Annotated in this window: 11 protein-coding genes; 8 read left to right on the forward strand and 3 right to left on the reverse strand. The window is 37.0% G+C overall.

Going from position 1 to position 16,338, the window contains the following annotated elements:
- The first annotated feature begins 53 nt into the window (after positions 1–53).
- The 8 genes from HQN83_RS12560 (at position 54) to HQN83_RS12595 (ending at position 13,328) form a co-directional block, all read left to right on the forward strand.
- A complete protein-coding gene (locus tag HQN83_RS12560) occupies positions 54–3,401 on the forward strand; it encodes a TonB-dependent receptor (RefSeq protein ID WP_173090696.1) in 3,348 nt (1,115 codons plus the stop codon).
- A gap of 18 nt (positions 3,402–3,419) precedes the next feature.
- Positions 3,420–5,327, forward strand: coding sequence for a RagB/SusD family nutrient uptake outer membrane protein (locus HQN83_RS12565; protein ID WP_173090697.1), 1,908 nt, complete (start codon positions 3,420–3,422; stop codon positions 5,325–5,327).
- 26 nt (positions 5,328–5,353) lie between these two features.
- A complete protein-coding gene (locus HQN83_RS12570; protein WP_173090698.1) occupies positions 5,354–5,830 on the forward strand; it encodes a DUF5018-related domain-containing protein in 477 nt (158 codons plus the stop codon).
- A 91-nt stretch (positions 5,831–5,921) separates the two neighbouring features.
- Positions 5,922–8,180 (forward strand): beta-galactosidase, encoded by a 2,259-nt coding sequence (locus HQN83_RS12575; RefSeq protein WP_173090699.1) that lies wholly within the window; start codon positions 5,922–5,924, stop codon positions 8,178–8,180.
- A gap of 1 nt (position 8,181) precedes the next feature.
- On the forward strand, positions 8,182–9,990 hold the full coding sequence (locus tag HQN83_RS12580; protein WP_173090700.1) for an alpha-1,3-galactosidase-related protein: 1,809 nt from the start codon (positions 8,182–8,184) through the stop codon (positions 9,988–9,990).
- Between the two features lie 43 nt (positions 9,991–10,033).
- Positions 10,034–12,289 (forward strand): alpha-galactosidase, encoded by a 2,256-nt coding sequence (locus HQN83_RS12585; protein ID WP_173090701.1) that lies wholly within the window; start codon positions 10,034–10,036, stop codon positions 12,287–12,289.
- A 135-nt stretch (positions 12,290–12,424) separates the two neighbouring features.
- Positions 12,425–12,604 (forward strand): hypothetical protein, encoded by a 180-nt coding sequence (locus HQN83_RS12590; RefSeq protein ID WP_173090702.1) that lies wholly within the window; start codon positions 12,425–12,427, stop codon positions 12,602–12,604.
- A gap of 133 nt (positions 12,605–12,737) precedes the next feature.
- Entirely contained in the window at positions 12,738–13,328 is a 591-nt protein-coding gene (locus HQN83_RS12595) for an RbsD/FucU domain-containing protein (RefSeq protein ID WP_173090703.1), read from the forward strand.
- Here the strand turns inward: HQN83_RS12595 and HQN83_RS12600 are convergent.
- The 3 genes from HQN83_RS12600 to HQN83_RS12610 form a co-directional block, all read right to left on the reverse strand.
- The gene (locus HQN83_RS12600; RefSeq protein ID WP_173090704.1) at positions 13,325–14,407 is read right to left on the reverse strand and encodes a calcium:proton antiporter; all 1,083 of its coding nucleotides are present in this window, start codon (positions 14,405–14,407) and stop codon (positions 13,325–13,327) included. The genes HQN83_RS12595 and HQN83_RS12600 overlap by 4 nt on opposite strands.
- 121 nt (positions 14,408–14,528) lie before the next feature.
- Positions 14,529–15,284 carry a hypothetical protein gene (locus tag HQN83_RS12605; RefSeq protein WP_173090705.1) on the reverse strand — a complete coding sequence of 252 codons (756 nt, stop codon included), beginning with the start codon at positions 15,282–15,284 and terminating at the stop codon, positions 14,529–14,531.
- Between the two features lie 83 nt (positions 15,285–15,367).
- Positions 15,368–16,198, reverse strand: coding sequence for a helix-turn-helix domain-containing protein (locus tag HQN83_RS12610; protein WP_173090706.1), 831 nt, complete (start codon positions 16,196–16,198; stop codon positions 15,368–15,370).
- Positions 16,199–16,338: the final 140 nt, after the last annotated feature.

The following is a 16,338-nucleotide window of genomic DNA, read 5'->3' on the forward strand; positions in this document are numbered from 1 at the left end:
ACTTCCACCAAAAGCGGCTGAGAATAAGGTCGTTTTCCAAATTCATTAGAATAATGAAACTCACCTTTCTTCTGGTGCTCCTTACTTGCCTCCATGTTTCAGCAAGTGTTTTTTCGCAGGAAAGAATATCTCTTGATGTAAAAAATACTTCCTTGGAAAGAGTTTTAAAGACCATTGAAAAACAAAGCAAATATCGTTTTGTATACAGTTCAACCTTTGTTTCGGTAACGAAAAAGATAACTATTGATGCTGAAAATCTGCTAGTTACAGATGTGTTAGCGCAGATTTTAAAAGGTACAGAACTCACGTTTAGCGTTTCAACTGGGTGTTTAATAGCGATTTCAAATCAAGGTGTTGTAACAAACGATATCGCTGTATCTGGTGTTGTAAAAGATACCGCAGGAGTAGCCATACCCGGTGTTACTGTACTTGTAAAGGGAACAAAAAAGGGTGTCGCAACAGATTCCGAAGGTAAATTTGCGATAAGTGTTCCAGAAAATGGAGTACTTGTTTTTTCTGTTGTGGGCTTTGAAACAGTTGAACTGCCAGCATCAAGCTCATCTATGACGGTAGTTTTAAAGTTATCGAGTAATAATCTTGATGAAGTTGTAGTGCAAGCTTATGGTACAACTACAAAAAGAAAAACAACCAGTGCTATCAGTACTTTGGATATGACTACTGTGGCACAATTGCCTGTCCAATCTATTAATGACGGAGTTGCCGGTCGCTTACCAGGTATTACAGTAACCGCGAATAGTGGTGCTCCGGGTTCTAAAAGTGCCATTTCGATCCGAGGTGGTGGTACGCCTTTATTTGTCATCGACAATGTGATCCGTTCTGAGAATGATTTCACAAACCTGAATCCGAATGATATAGAAGATTATTCTATACTAAAGGATGCTGCTGCTACAGCACTTTATGGTGTTTCGGCGGCAAACGGTGTTGTAGTTGTTACAACTAAGCGTGGTCGTGAGGGAAAGATTAATATTAATTATGCCTATAACCAGATATTTTCACAACCTACTTTGTTTGGTAAAAAATTAAGCTCCTTCCAACAGCAATCGGCAGTTAACAAAATATATGTAAATGAGGGAAAGAATGCACCACTATCTGCCGAAGATCTTGAGAAATATCGCACCGGATCTGATCCGTTAAGGTTTCCCAATACTGATTGGCAAGATTTAACGATGAAAAATTTTGCACCCGAGATGCGACATGACCTATCCGTATCAGGTGGAAGCAAATTAATAAGCTTTTATGGAGGTTTGTCTTATTACGATCAAGGGACGATATTGAAAACGGACAATAACTACAATAGACGAACTACCTATAGATTGAATACCACTAGTGATTTAGAAAAAATTAATTTAAAGGTAACGCTTGGTTTAGATGGTTTTATTGAAAACAATGTGATTCCTAACTCAGCTTCAAATGCAGCTGCGTCAACTTTTTATGGCATTTATAGCCATATACAGAATCAAGGTGCAACTGCATTGGCTAGAAATGAATTTGGTTTGCCTACTCCAATACCAGATAACCCTGTTAGAGAGCTTGATCCACTGTCTGGCTATAAAAAAGGGTCAAATAATACGCTTAATGCAAATCTAGGACTTGAATACAGTGCCCATTTTTTGGAAGGATTAAAATTTAAATTCAACGGAGTTTACAATACGTTTAATAACGATGGAAAGATATGGGATTTCCTTGCTCCTGGTTATTTGATCGGAAGCAGAGTCCCTGTTTATGGTAATGCTCCGAGTTTGAACGTGCTGAGCGGTAAAACAAATTCAACAACACTTCAGGGCTATATTACCTATAATAAAAAGATTGGGGATCATACCATCGATTTTACAGGCGTATATGAGCAAAATAAAACAAGTTCAAATATGTTGAATGTAACCCGGTCAAATTATCAGATTTTATATGATCAGCTTGTAGCGGGACCGGCAGAAAGCCAATCTATCAATATTTTTGATGCTAATGGAAAGCTTCTTAGTGGTGAAAGCGAAAGTGCCAGGGCGGCATTATTGGGACGTATTTCTTATGACTATAAATCAAAATATTTTATTGAGGCATCAGTAAGGAGAGACGGTGATTACCTTTTTGTTCCTGGCAAGCAATGGGGAACTTTCTTTGCATTTTCTGGAGGATATATCCTGTCTGAAGAGAATTTTATGAAATCATTAAGGGACAGACATATTCTTGATTTCCTGAAATTAAGAGCCTCTTATGGTGTTTTAGGGAATAAGGATGGTGTAAGCCCTTTTCAATATGTTTCGGCTTATTCCGTAAATCCACTTGGTTTGATTGTTGATGGAAAGGCTGTTCAAAGCACTTCTGAGCCGCTATCTATCCCAAGCCAGTCATACTCATGGCAGAAAATCGGAAGCAGGGATTTTGCAATAGATATGGCTTCCTTGAATAACCGATTATCGGCAACAATAGATTATTTCTATACACGTACTACAGGTTACGTAGCAAGTGATCCGAGATTTGCCCAAACATTGGGCATCGGATTGCCGGTTATCAATTTTAACGAGGGAGCAGCAAGAAAAGAAGGTTTTGATTTTAATGTTAGCTGGAAAGATAATTTAGGTGCGCTTTCTTATAAACTAGGTGTTAATTACAATTATTTCAATACCGCATGGGAGCGCAATAAAGATGATAGTGATGCCGATTTGAAAAACCCTTACAGAAGACGGTCTAGCGCAGTCGGAAATTTCTTGTTAGATGCGGATGGTAATGCTATTTATGGATATACCAACAGCGGGTTTATTACAAGTAACAGTCAATTATTATCAGGTGCCCGTTTACCCGGAGCTAATGGGGTTGCTGCTGGAGATTTAAGGTATGTAGATACAAATGGTGACGGACAGATTACGACCGATGATCAAACCCGGATCGGTAAGAATACTTTCCCGCGTTCTAACTATGGTATCACTGTTGATTTAGGTTATAAAGGATTTTCTTTTAGTGTTGTTGTTCAGGGGGCTGGTGCCAGAGACCGTTTACTGGGCAGTTCTGTACAAGGAAATGAATCTGCAACATTAATGACATATGGCTTTCAGGAGGATTACTGGCGTCCGGACAATACCGATGCACTATTCCCTAGAGCTACCACTTCTGGCGCTATAAATGGGAACAATAACTTCCAGCAAAGTGATTTCTGGTTGGTACAATCAAAATACATACGATTAAAATATTTGCAGTTCGGATACGACTTCAAACAAGGTGTATTGAAGAAATCACCATTTCAACAGCTTCGCTTGTTTGTGTCGGGAACAAACCTGCTCACATCAGCAAAGAGTCAGAAGTATTTTATAGATCCCGAATCGGATACCAGTAATTATGGCTATCCCATTCAACGCACGTTTGCAATAGGTATTAACGCAGGATTTTAATCATTAATTTTTAGGAAAATGAAAATAAAAATATTAATAATAATTGGTTGCGCGTTCGTAATAAGTTCCTGTAAAAAGGTTCTGGATGTGGAGCCTTTAGATAAGGTAAAAGAAGACATAATATGGAGTACCAAGGCTAATGCTGAGACGTTCATCTATGGTACATATGGAATTATGGATGTTTATAGAAGTGGTCCTGGACCTGATACAAGAACTTCAAATATTTTGGCTACCGATGGAACTGCTAGAAATGCATTTACTGTTTTTAGCGAAAGCTTAACAAATAGTTATGATTGGAACGACCACGGCGACAGCAAAATCTTGGACAACTTTAACAATTGGGCGGAAATCCGCCGTTGCAACCTGATTATCAAAAAAGTTGGAGAATCAACGGGAATAACCGATGCTGATAAGAAGGTATTGATTGCGGAAGGCAAATTTTTAAGGGCGATGTCTTATTTCGGTGTCGCAAGGAAAACTGGTCGTATTGTGTGGATAGACAATGTTTTAACTGAAAGTGATGATTTTAAACTGCCTACTGTTGCTACGCCTGTAGAAAGTTATAATTATATTATTAAGGATCTGGAAGATGCTGTGGCTGACTTGCCAACAACTAAAATTGCCGGAAGGGCCAACAAATACGTAGCCGCCGCCTTTTTAACAGAGGCTTGTTTGCAAGCTCTGGCTTATAAAAACTATCCAGCTGCAGCTAATGTGAATTCCGCTGACCCTCTTATTGAAAAGATTATTACCAATGCTCAATTGGTAATTGGTGGAGGATACGCATTGGAAGCCGACTACGAAGGGATGTTTAATGAAACTAAAAGTACTTCAGTTGAGATTATTTTTGGTATTTACAAAAAGGCAATAGATAACATAGTACAAAATACACCTATGCAAAATGCTTTTCCAAATATATCTAATGATAAGGTGAAAAAATTTGACGGAGGCCCATTGTTTAGTAAGCCGGTAGCTTTTGAACTTTGGCCGGAGTACTTTCCAAGTCAAAACCTGGCTGATGATTACTTGGTTATTGATAAGGCAGATCCAACAAAAGTATTGCCTTGGAACCAGACTTCTCAATATTTTGCTGCTGTAGATGAGGGGGTAAATGTGCGTGCTCCTTATGCAAGAAGAGATTTTCCTAATGATAAAGTTCCTTCGGGAGGGGACGAGATTGTTGTAAAGCAGGGTAGAATTAAAGCAGGTAGCTTAGAGACTTTTTGGACATTGACAAATGTTAACCGGGATGCCAGATGGAAAAGCTCCATCGTTAGTGATTCTTCTCGTTTTGCAAATGAACTATTTACTACAAATACTAAGGGAAATGCCAATCGCTGGATTAGTGTGTACGGTGGTGATTGGGGTTCAAGTGTAACAAATATGTATTTCAGAAAAGGAATGTATACCAATGTAGCACCTAGCTATTTGAATTCGGTTAAGACAGACTACCATTATGTTTGTATGCGCCTGGGAAGAGTTTATCTGAATTTAGCAGAAGCGTATTTACTTAAAGGGGATTTGGCCAATGCATTAACTAATTTAAATAAAACACGCATGATGCATGGTGCTTTACCTGCATCTGCGGCAGGTAATTTAGCTGATGGATGGAAAGATTATAAAAGAGAAAGAAGGGTCGAGTTGACGGAAGAAAATGATTTTTACTACAGTTTATTAAGATGGGGTAGGTATGGTGGAAATGCCAATGACGGTTTGGCATCAGGTGGGACTATTGCCAATTTGACTGAGTCTATCCGTGTATTGGATATATCAAAGGACCGGAAATCTTTTGCGATAGTTACAGGATCATTCAATTTCGGCTATAATCAACGAAGATTTGATGCCTCAAGAAGGTATTTATTCCCTATTCCTCAAGGTTTTATTGACAACAACTCTAAATTCGGACCTCAGAATTCTGGATGGTAATATTTATTTTTTGACGATATAAGATTATGAAAAGACAAATAAAATTGAATGTAGCTTTAGTAGCTACCCTTATAATTATCATGCTTTCTTCTTGTTTGAAGAAAGACTTGCCGGTGTACCCTGAATTTGATGCAAATGAAATCACGTTGGTAAACATTGAGTATCGTTTCAATGGCAGTCAAATGATGAATGGCCAACCAATTGTTGCTTATCAAAAGTTAACAGTTGCACAAACTATTGATAAAACTAGCTCGACAATAAATGTGGTGATAACTGTACCTTCTGTTGGTGGTGAATTTACCGCTGAAGAAAGAGCAAAAGTAGTTCAAAGTAAACTGTGGTTTTACATGAATATTTCTACAGCAGCAAAGATTTCACCAGTGGAGGGTACACCTGCACTGGGTGATCCTACTGATGCTACAAAACCTTTGAAATACATTGTTAAAGCTGCAAATGGTGCAAGCAAGACATGGACAGTTAATGTGACAGCTCTTAATAAATAAATTGGTTAGTTAGATTAGGTTGATTAGAGCCGTTGCTTTTGACGGCTCTTTTCTATCATCTACAACTAGCTAATGTGAAATTCCAATGAATATGTTTAAAACGAAATTAATAGGCCTTGCTTTGAGTAGTTTATTGTTTTCTCAATTAAGAGCTCAGGTTTATAAAATAGATGTACACAATACATCTGAGAAGCAAAAGACTGTTATTCCTATGTCGGCTAAAAGTCCGAAAGGAACGGTTTTATCGGTAAATAGCCAGTATTTTGAAAAGGATGGAAAACCTTGGTTTCCGATAATGGGCGAGATGCACTATAACCGTGTGTTACCCCAAGATTGGGAAAAGGAGATCATCAAGATGAAAAACGGAGGCCTATCTATTGTAGCCACCTACGTTTTTTGGAATGAACACGAAATTGCAAAAGGTGTATGGGATTGGAAGGGAAATAGGGACATCAATAAATTCATCGGTCTTTGCCAAAAACATGATATGTACGTTTGGTTACGTATTGGTCCGTGGAGTCATGGTGAGCAGTTACATGGGGGGCATCCGGATTGGATACAGAAAATGAAAGGTCGTAGAAGTAATGATCCTGAATATTTAAAAGAATCGACCAAATTGTTTAACCAAATTGGTGTTCAGACGAACGGGCAATACTTTGCACAGGGTGGGCCAATTATTGGTGTACAGTTAGAAAACGAATACGCCAGTGGACAAGCAGAGCACATTACCAAACTGAAAGAAATTGCCCTTAAAGCACAAATCAATCCGGCATATTGGACAATAACAGCTAACACTGTTTTCGATGATAAAAAGATGGAGGTAATACCTTTACAAGGATCTTATCCTTATCGTGGTTGGGAAAAGGCTGGAGGAGGTCCGACAAAGGATTTTTTATACGGTAATGACCAATGGATCATGACTGATGCCCTTGGGAAAGTATTTTATGATGTGAATATGTTTCCGAAAGGTTTGTGCGAACAAGGCTGTGGAAGCCAAATGATGTTCGCCAATCGTTTTGTGGTTAAACCCGAAGTAGTAGAGGCTCATCTTCAAAATCAAATTGGGCGTGGTATGAACCTTGCTGGTTATTATATGTTTCATGGTGGTACGCAAACACCTGGACTAAAAGAGCCTGGTCTTCCTGAAAGCTATGATTTTCAATCGCCAATAAGTGAGTTCGGTTTACTTAGACCGTCGTATAAATATCTTAAAGTTCTCCACTCTTTTGTTAATGACTTTGGTTCTGATTTGGCTGCAATGCAGGTTTATGAGCCAGAGAATCCGGTGCGTGATGAAATGGATACCAAAAACTTAAGGTATGTGGCCAGGGCACAGGGCAACAGTGGATTTTTATTTTTGGGAAATACACAAGTTCGGGTAACTATGCCTGATAAAACTGTAAGCATGCAGGTGAATTTGGCCAATGAAACTATCAGTTTCCCTGAGTTAACCCTTAAAGGTCAAACCACCGCCATATTACCGTTTAATTTAAAAGTTGGTTCAGCCGTAATTAAATATGTAACAGCACAGCCATTTGTAAGGCTGGTAAACGGGAAAAATATCACTTTGTTTTTTCAGCAATTACCGGGTGTAAAACCACAGTTAGCTTTGACTAAGGGCACTCTTAAAACCAAAAATTTTGCAGGGTGGCAAAGTCAGATTAAAAGTAATGAAGTGCAATTGACAACCACTAATAAATCTGATCTAAGTTTTTCAGATACGGATGGCAATAATATAACTCTCGTTTTTTTAACTCGCAAACAAGTCGAAAATGCCTGGCGTATCAAACTGAAAAATCAGGAGGCTTTGTTAATTACAGATGCTGATGTATTGGCCGAAAACGATAAAATCACATTGCAACAAGTAGGTCGGGCTAATTTTAATATGCAGGTTTATCCTAAAGAATTAAATGCATTTACTAATCAAAAATTGCAGTTAGCTGGTCACGCAAGCACTTTGTTTGATACTTATCAGCAAAAAACGCAACTTTATGTACCAAAGGTATCAATCAAATATCCGGAAAAGCAAAGGGCTATTATCAGTTTTCCATCTGCTTTACCAAGTAATGTAAACGACTTGATTTTAAATGTTGATTATTTAGGTAATGTTTGTAAAATAACGCAAAATGGTAAGTACATTACTGATAATCTTTATAATGGTACCACCTGGCAAATTGCTATGGAAAGATTTTCAAAACAAAGTGATGTGGAGCTAACCATTTCGGATTGGGACAATAAAACTACGGGAGTACCTGAGAATTTGGTTGATGAAATAAAAAGCAAAGGCAGTATGTTTAAAAGTATTAAAGCAGTGCCTCAGTATCAGATGGTATTTATGCTTAAAAATTAATATGAAAAAATATTTTGCAGTTTTATTATTGTTTTCTTGCTTTCAAGTAAGGGCTCAGGTAATTGATGTTACTAAATTTGGCGTAAACCCAAACACCTTTGCTGACGCTACCGAAGGTGTAAAAAAAGCCATTAATGCCACCAAGGAGCAGCCAGAATCAGTATTGAATTTTCCGAAAGGGAGATATGATTTTTGGCCTGATAATGCCACCGAAACGTATTATTATATTTCGAACTCTTCTTCTGAGAAAGAATTTCCGGTAAAAAAACAAAGGGTTGGCTTGTTTCTAAAAGGATTAAAAAATATTACAATAGAAGGCAACGGCTCAGTGTTTGTATTTCATGGGAAAATGGTTACCTGGGTTCTGGATAGCTGTGAAAATATAACAATTCAAAACCTGGCGATAAACTACGAACGTCCGGGCATGTCTGAAATGACCATCAAAGAGTTAACACCAACAAGTGTTATAGCCAGTATACATCCCGATAGTAAATTCGCTATTATCAATAACAGGTTAGAATGGTATGGCGAAAAATGGATGACGCGGAATTATCACGCGGTTTTGGTACGCCCTACAGAAGGTAGTTTGTTTTATAGCAAATGGGATCCTTTTTTAGCAAGTAAGGCCGAAAAAATTGATCCGCTTACGGTAAAGTTTACTGGTGATTTTTCAAAATTTAAAGCTCAGCCAAATGACGTATTAACCATTAGAGATCCTTATCGCGATTATGTTTGTGCGTTCAACAATCGGTCTAAAAATATTAAGTTACATAACCTGAAGATGTACTCGCTTCATGGATTGGGAATTGTTTCGCAATTTTCCGAAAACTTAAACTTTGATAGTGTTTTTGTGGAGCCTGAAAAAGGAAGTGGTCGTGTAATCGCCTCATCAGCTGATGGGATGCATTTTTCTGGCTGTAAAGGGCAAATCACCATTAATAATTGTCGCTTTAATGGTTTGCATGATGATCCTGTAAATGTTCACGGTACACATCTTATAGTAAGTGAAATTGTATCGGCAACTTCTCTGAAATTAAAATTTATGCATCATCAAACTTATGGTTTTGAAGCATTTATTTCCGGAGATACTGTGGCTTATCTTCACGCTTCTTCCTTACAGATTTTTGCGCAGGGTGTAGTTAAAACTGCGAAATTAATTTCGGAAAGGGAGATGTTGGTAGAAATGCAAAAGCCTTTTACTGCTGAGTTAAAAGTTGGAGATGCACTTGAAAACATAACATGGACACCATCGGTGGTTATCAAAAATTCACTGTTTGCAGGCACCATATCCCGTGGTAATTTAATTACTACCCGCCGTAAGGTGGTCATAGAAAACAATATATATTACCGTACGGGAATGCATGCTATTTTAATCGAAAACGATGCCTCTGGATGGTACGAATCCGGACCGGTTACTGATGTCACGATCCGAAGTAATCAGTTTATAGAATGCGGGCACAATTCATCACCAAATAATTATGTAATTAGTATTAATCCTCAAAACCATCAATTGGTGCCAAATTACTATGTTCATAAAAATATTCGCATAGCGGATAATGTATTTAAGGTTTATGATTATCCCATATTATCTGCAAGAAGTACTGATGGATTGACATTTATTAATAATAAGATTATTCAAACTAATTTTTTGAAGGTAGGTGAAAAAAGACCTGCTATTTTATTGACTGGGAACACAAAAGTTAATATTAACGGCAATGACTTCGGATCTGAAGAATTACCTGTGGTTAGTTTACTGAATATGCAAAAGACAGATATACGATCTGATATGAAATTTGACTTAAAGCATTAACAATATATCTGTATGAAAATAACAGATTTAAGAAAAAAATAACATGAAAAAAAACATCCTGTATTCCTGTATACTTATACTAGCAATACAATTACTTTTGCCAAAATCCGGTTTTGGACAACCGTTTAAAAATCTACAAGAGCCGCCAGGCGGCCCTGAAAATTCATCTGCTAAAGTAAGACTTAGTAATGATGGCAAAAACATGAGTTTGATTTATAATGGCATTGAAATTTTTGCAGCACAGTTTAATGAAAAGGTTAAGGTAACAACAACCTCAAGTGGAAATGGTGCCATTACCCAAAAAATAACAATTCAATTAAATAAAAGAAATGGGTTTAAAGCAAAGGTTAATGGAAGTGGCGAAGCACTTGCAGCCGAAACAGGCGGTAAGGCTCAGCGAGCTTTTGCAATCATAAGAACTTCGCATGGGTTAAGTAACAATTTGAGAAACAATGCTATCTATGATCGTAACCTCGACTGGATGTTGCAGGCTTCGGAGGGTACCGGTATCAAATCAAGAAAAATTGCGGAGCGACTGACCAGCTTTGAACTTACGTTCAAAAATAATCGAGAGGAAATTATATTTTATCCCAAATATTATCAAAAGCATAAAAACCTACCTTACTATCAACCTTGGAATTATAAGGTTTATAAAGAATCGATTACTGGTTGGTCTTCCTGGTGGGCATACTTCAGAGAATTTACAGAAAAAGACCAGAACAAAATATTGGAGGTTTGGCAGAAAAAGCACTTTGCTGACTACGGATACCGCTTTATTCAGATTGATGATGTTTACCAGGGTGAGAACGACAAAGGACGAGGAAATAGTGAAATGGCAAATAGTTATTATGGCGGTCGCCCAACAACATGGCTAGATTGGAAGAAAGATCTATTTCCTGGAGGAATTGCCAATTATGTTAACAGTATTAATGCTGCTGGTTTCAAATCTGCTATTTGGATGGGTTGTTTTTTCTCTGATAAAAAAACAGCAAATGAACATCCCGATTGGTTTGTAACAGATAAAAATGGAAAACCTGTAGAAACTCCATGGGTTAGTTACACTATGGATGCAACCAATCCTGAGGTGGTCGAAGCACTTATTCGTCCAACTTTTAAGGGGTTGAAAAATGCAGGGTTAGAATATGTAAAAATAGATCAACTTCGCCATTTTCTTTATGATTGTCTGAATAATAATTTAGATTGGTGTAAACGGAAAGGGGTTACACCTGATCAAGTGGTTAGAGCTTATCTTCAAATTGCGCGTGAAGAGTTGGGGGATAAAGCTTTTATTCTTGCCTGTTGGGGCACACTTCCTGAATCAATAGGTTTGGTGGATGCCTGTCGTATAGGTGGTGATGGTTTTGGACCAGTAACAATGCAGCAGTATAACTCATGGAATGGTATCGTTTGGCGTAATGACCCTGATCATTGTGACATACTCCCTCGAAAAGCAGGCCAGGGTACTGGCAACATTACAGAAACAAAAGACATAAAAGCAATTCGTAATGAGTCTATAATTAGGCCGGCATTAGCTTCGATAGCTGGCGCCATGCTGTTACTTAGTGATAAACCAGAAGTATATGAAAATGAAAATAATCTTATTGGACTCCGTCGTTCCTCACCTGTTTTGTTCTCTGTTCCTGGTCAGTTGTATGATTTCGATGCCTCAAAAACAGATTGGTTAAAAAGTCACCAAAGAACCGAAATTGTCTCGGGGAAAAGCCCTGCACCGGTTGATGGAGATCAGTTTGGAAATGTTTGTCCTTATTGGCTTAACGAATTCAATACTGATATTGAAAGTTGGAATGTTTTTCATATTCTTAATTGGTCGGAAAAGGATAATACCGGAACTCATGCAAAGGGAGTAGCTTTCAAAGATTTGGGACTTGATTCATCGAAAGAATATCTTGTTTATGAGTTTTGGAGCGACAAATTTTTAGGTGTTTTGAAAAATCAAATTCAGGCGGAAGGTTTGGCTCCTTATGGTTTGCAATCTTTTGCAATTCGAGAAAAATTGAAACATCCACAGCTGGTTTCTACCAACAGGCATTTATCTCAGGGAGCAGTGGAAATTGAAATGATGTTATGGGATTCAAACAGTATCAAAGGTCGCAGTCGCATGATCGTAAATGACAAGTATGTGATGAGCTTTTATGTGCCGGATGGCTACAAATTTAAAATGGCGCTAGTTGATGGGAAACCCGCAGCTGTTGAGAAAAATGGCAATTTATTAAAGGTAAATTATACACCCTCACAGACTGCTTCTCTGAGTTGGGAAATCAATTTTGAGAAATCCTAGACAAAGCAACTCCATTGATGAATGTAGTATGATTTACCTTTACTGCAGTTTAGAGATTGGTTGCTACTATTCAATAAGTGTAGTGTTTAGTTCAAATGATTTCAGGTTAAATTGACTCTATTAAATATTGTAATCATGATTGATACAAAATTGTACTATAGTCAAACTGAGGCTTGTAATATTAAGGGGATTTCTTTAAAGAAATTTAAGAGCATAATTGAAAATAATAAACTAGCTGTTTATAAAAGTCCTGGAAGTGCAAATATTTATGTTAAAAAAATAGATTTTCTCAATGCAGTACTTAGAGGGGCTTGAGGAGGGTTAGGAAACTTTTTATTTAATTTTATCATAGTATTAAGTGATTTTGGCATATTAGAAATTCTATCGTGTAAAGTGTATACCTTGTAAGAGGTTCAATTAAATCTTTTTCATAAATAGAATTTCTAATATGAGTAAATCGGTTAAGATGTTTAAAAAACTACTAATAGTTTTGGTATTCGGTAGTACAATAATTCTGTCTGGCTGCCAGAATTATAGCATTAAAACAACTGAAAATCTTGCGCAAGGTTGGAAAGAACAGCTTAATCAGAAATTACCATTACTTGGACATAGGAATTGGATTCTAGTTGTGGATAAAGCATTCCCGGAGCAAAATGCACCAGGAATGGATTATATTTATGTTAACGAGAGCTTGTTGCCTGTATTAAAGGAGGTGTTAACACAAGTGAATTCCTCTGCTCACGTTAAACCTATTGTCTATCAGGATAAAGAACTAGGCTTTATTACAGAAAGCCAGGCTAAAGGAGTGAAGGAGTTTGTTTTGGGAGCCAAAACAATTTTCGGTACTCAAAAAGTTGAGACCATGCCTCACGATTCTGTATTTAAAAAGCTTGATACTGAATCAAAGTTGTTTAAAGTTCTGGTTATTAAAACAAATGAAACAATTCCTTACACCTCTGTTTTCTTACAGCTAGATTGTGCTTACTGGAATGGTGATAAAGAAAAAGCATTGCGTGATGCCATTAAGGCTGGTAATTAAGGGGCTATAATAGTGAAAAGATAAACCATAAATATAACTATTAGTACTATTCCTTGTAATATATTGGTGCGGCCGGTTGCCAGTGAAAGCATAATTGTAAACTGTGCCAGTAGTAATAGTACTGTAGCCTTCATGTCGATACCCAATGTAATTGTCATCCCTGTTACCATAGATACGATTGCTACCGCTGGAATGGTTAGGCCAATACTAGCCAAGGCAGATCCTAAAGCCAGATTTAGGCTAGTTTGCAAACGGTTCTTTCTGGCCGCTCGATATGCTGCGAGCCCTTCGGGCAATAATACAACAGCAGCAATAATTACCCCAACTAATGATTTTGGCGCGCCAAAATTAACTACCGCATTTTCTATATCAGGTGCCAGGGCTTTTGCCAGGAGAACTACAATCCCTAAACATAAAAGCAATAAAAATGTACTCAGTAAGGCAACTTTATTAGTTGGTGGTTCGGCGTGGACTTCCTCATTGCCATCAGCATCAGGAGGTAAAAAGAAATCGCGGTGTCTGATGGTTTGAACCATTACAAAAGCACCATATAACACCAAACATACCACAGCTACAAAGATGAGTTGGGTAGGGGTGTATTCGGGGCCTGCTTTACTTGTTGTGTAATTTGGAAGGATCAGTGTAAGTACTAATATTGCAGTGAGGGTAACCACAGCTGCACTTACTCCCGGTAAACTGAAAACCTGTTCTTTGAATTTTGCACCTCCTACTAGTAGGCACAAACCAATAATTCCGGTTAAAATGATCATCACAGCAGCCAAAACGGTGTCTCTGGCAAGAGCGGCGGTATCTGGACCACCGGTTAGCATTAAAGAAACAATTAGCGCTACTTCAATTACGGTAATGGCAAGTGCCAATAGCAAAGTTCCAAATGGCTCCCCAACACGATGAGCAACAACTTCGGCATGATGTACTGCAGCGAGTACAGCTGCAACAAGTACAGCCGCCAGAAAAAATGTATAAAAAACTCCGAGATCTAGTGAATTGGCAAAATATGCTAGCCAGGCTACGATTGGGGATAGAATGGTCCATAAGGGTACTGGTAATTTTTTAATCATTAATTCGGGATTAAATAAGAATTATACTGAAAACAATAAAAACAATATCGTGTTTCAGAAAAAGTACATGTTTTAGCCGATAAAACCAAATTATCAGGTATAAACACATCTATTAAGGGTGCTAAGAGGCCTTGGATTCTATAAATTTGACCCAATCAATAGACTTCAAACTGATCACTAATTTTATATGACTATTTTCAATTTCTTCAATAAAATCATGTAACCTTTTAAAAAAGTGTCTTTTAAAAAGGTGCTTCATTTCCGGTTCATTAAAGTCATCAATAAAGATAACTAGTGTCGAGTTTGAATGTTTACAGTAGCTATCTACATATTTAATTAAATCATTAGACTGTTCAATACCTAATTCATTTTTGATACAGGATGATATGTTTAGTACCCCAAAGTCATCGCATAAAAAGCGGTGTGCATTTAGAAACAATAATGAACTGAATTTGTGAGCCGGATCAGATAACAAACGCTCGGCAAGTTGAGCAAAGAGAATGGTTTTTTCATTTTCATCCTGCGACATAAAACAAGTGAAATTGTGAGCACTGCTTAAGAAAGAATCAAAATGTTTCTCAGAAAATTTCCTGCTGAGAGTGTTTTTTTCTATTGAGGTTTCCCTGTGGTTGGACTTTATTTGCTTTCTTATTTCATCTTTGAAGTCTGCTAACAGTGTTAATGTATACTGTGAGAAATTGTGTTTTACACTAGCGAATCCGAATACACGCTTGACAGTTGTTTCGCTGATATTTTTGTTGGTTAAATTTTTTATCTCATTTGCAATAAACTTACAGTGAGAGGGGTTAAGCGTATTGATGCCGAATTTATGTAGTAACAAGGATTTTAATTCATCTAATATGATGGCTCTTTCCATAACGTACTTGTTTGCTTTTATTATGCGGCCGCAAAAATAAGTATCTGATTTCCTTTAAAATAGTAAAAGTGTAACCATCATTTTTATATAAATAGCCAACTCACTAATCCATCATTTAGGGGGCTTACCTTTTTAAAATATGTTTTTGGTGTAAGTCCTGTTATTGACTTGAAATCTTTGATGAGGTGGGAGTGATCAAAGAAATCGACTTTATGTGCAATATCACAAAGTTTAAATTTTTCGTTAAACTTTATATGCTCTTTAATGATCTGTCTAAAACGGATCAATTTCCTCATCTCAGCCGGACTTTTTCCTATATGAATTTCGAAATGCTTGTATAGCGTTTTTCTGCTGATTTTATATTTGGCTGCAATATCCTTTATGGTATAGTTGCAATCTGCATTGAGCATATCTGCTAATACCTCATGCAGAAAAGGGTGATTGAATTTTCTATGTTTAGTAATAAGATAATCCTCTAGTTGTTTAATTTTTTCAGTTGATGAGTTTAAAGATAGAATTTCGGCCATCACCGGATGGAAATCTATATAAGGGTTGAAAAAAGAAAAATAAATGTCAGTGTATGTGTTCAGATCTTTATCCAGAAATGCATTTAAACCCAATGGCTTAAAGCTGATTGTAATTTCATTAAGGTAGCCTGGGATACTTACTTCAATAGGTTTACTGTAATTACAAATTAATGTGGAAAGCACTGTAAGTTTGCGGTTTCTCTTTACGGTGACTTTATTTTTTTCAAATATAAATCTTGGGTTATGGTTAATAGAAACAATGGAGTTGATTTGAGGAAAAGTATAATAAGAGACGTTTTCTGAAAGGTCATTCTTATTGATCAAGTAGAAGTAATCAATGTACTTTTTAAGTAGTTCAGATTGAGGCTTGAAAAATAGTACTTCCATTGAAATATATTTGATATATAAAAATAGAATAATTCATGCTTTTACTGAATTCTCTATTGAATTTCTGGTGATTAGCGAAGATATTGTATGCTAGTAATTTCATGCCCTTATGAGAAGGTTTTTGGCATCAGAAATGGATA

The organism is Pedobacter foliorum (assembly GCF_013266735.1).
In the GTDB taxonomy this organism is placed as follows: domain Bacteria; phylum Bacteroidota; class Bacteroidia; order Sphingobacteriales; family Sphingobacteriaceae; genus Pedobacter; species Pedobacter foliorum.

Excerpts from the sequence above, each read along its gene's own strand:
- HQN83_RS12600 (WP_173090704.1), bottom strand. The coding sequence starts at position 14,407 with ATGATTAAAAAATTACCAGTACCCTTATGGACCATTCTATCCCCAATC.
- HQN83_RS12605 (WP_173090705.1), bottom strand. The coding sequence starts at position 15,284 with ATGGAAAGAGCCATCATATTAGATGAATTAAAATCCTTGTTACTACAT.
- HQN83_RS12610 (WP_173090706.1), bottom strand. The coding sequence starts at position 16,198 with ATGGAAGTACTATTTTTCAAGCCTCAATCTGAACTACTTAAAAAGTAC.
- HQN83_RS12570 (WP_173090698.1), top strand. The coding sequence starts at position 5,354 with ATGAAAAGACAAATAAAATTGAATGTAGCTTTAGTAGCTACCCTTATA.
- HQN83_RS12580 (WP_173090700.1), top strand. The coding sequence starts at position 8,182 with ATGAAAAAATATTTTGCAGTTTTATTATTGTTTTCTTGCTTTCAAGTA.
- HQN83_RS12590 (WP_173090702.1), top strand. The coding sequence starts at position 12,425 with ATGATTGATACAAAATTGTACTATAGTCAAACTGAGGCTTGTAATATT.
- HQN83_RS12585 (WP_173090701.1), top strand. The coding sequence starts at position 10,034 with ATGAAAAAAAACATCCTGTATTCCTGTATACTTATACTAGCAATACAA.
- HQN83_RS12565 (WP_173090697.1), top strand. The coding sequence starts at position 3,420 with ATGAAAATAAAAATATTAATAATAATTGGTTGCGCGTTCGTAATAAGT.
- HQN83_RS12575 (WP_173090699.1), top strand. The coding sequence starts at position 5,922 with ATGTTTAAAACGAAATTAATAGGCCTTGCTTTGAGTAGTTTATTGTTT.
- HQN83_RS12560 (WP_173090696.1), top strand. The coding sequence starts at position 54 with ATGAAACTCACCTTTCTTCTGGTGCTCCTTACTTGCCTCCATGTTTCA.
- HQN83_RS12595 (WP_173090703.1), top strand. The coding sequence starts at position 12,738 with ATGAGTAAATCGGTTAAGATGTTTAAAAAACTACTAATAGTTTTGGTA.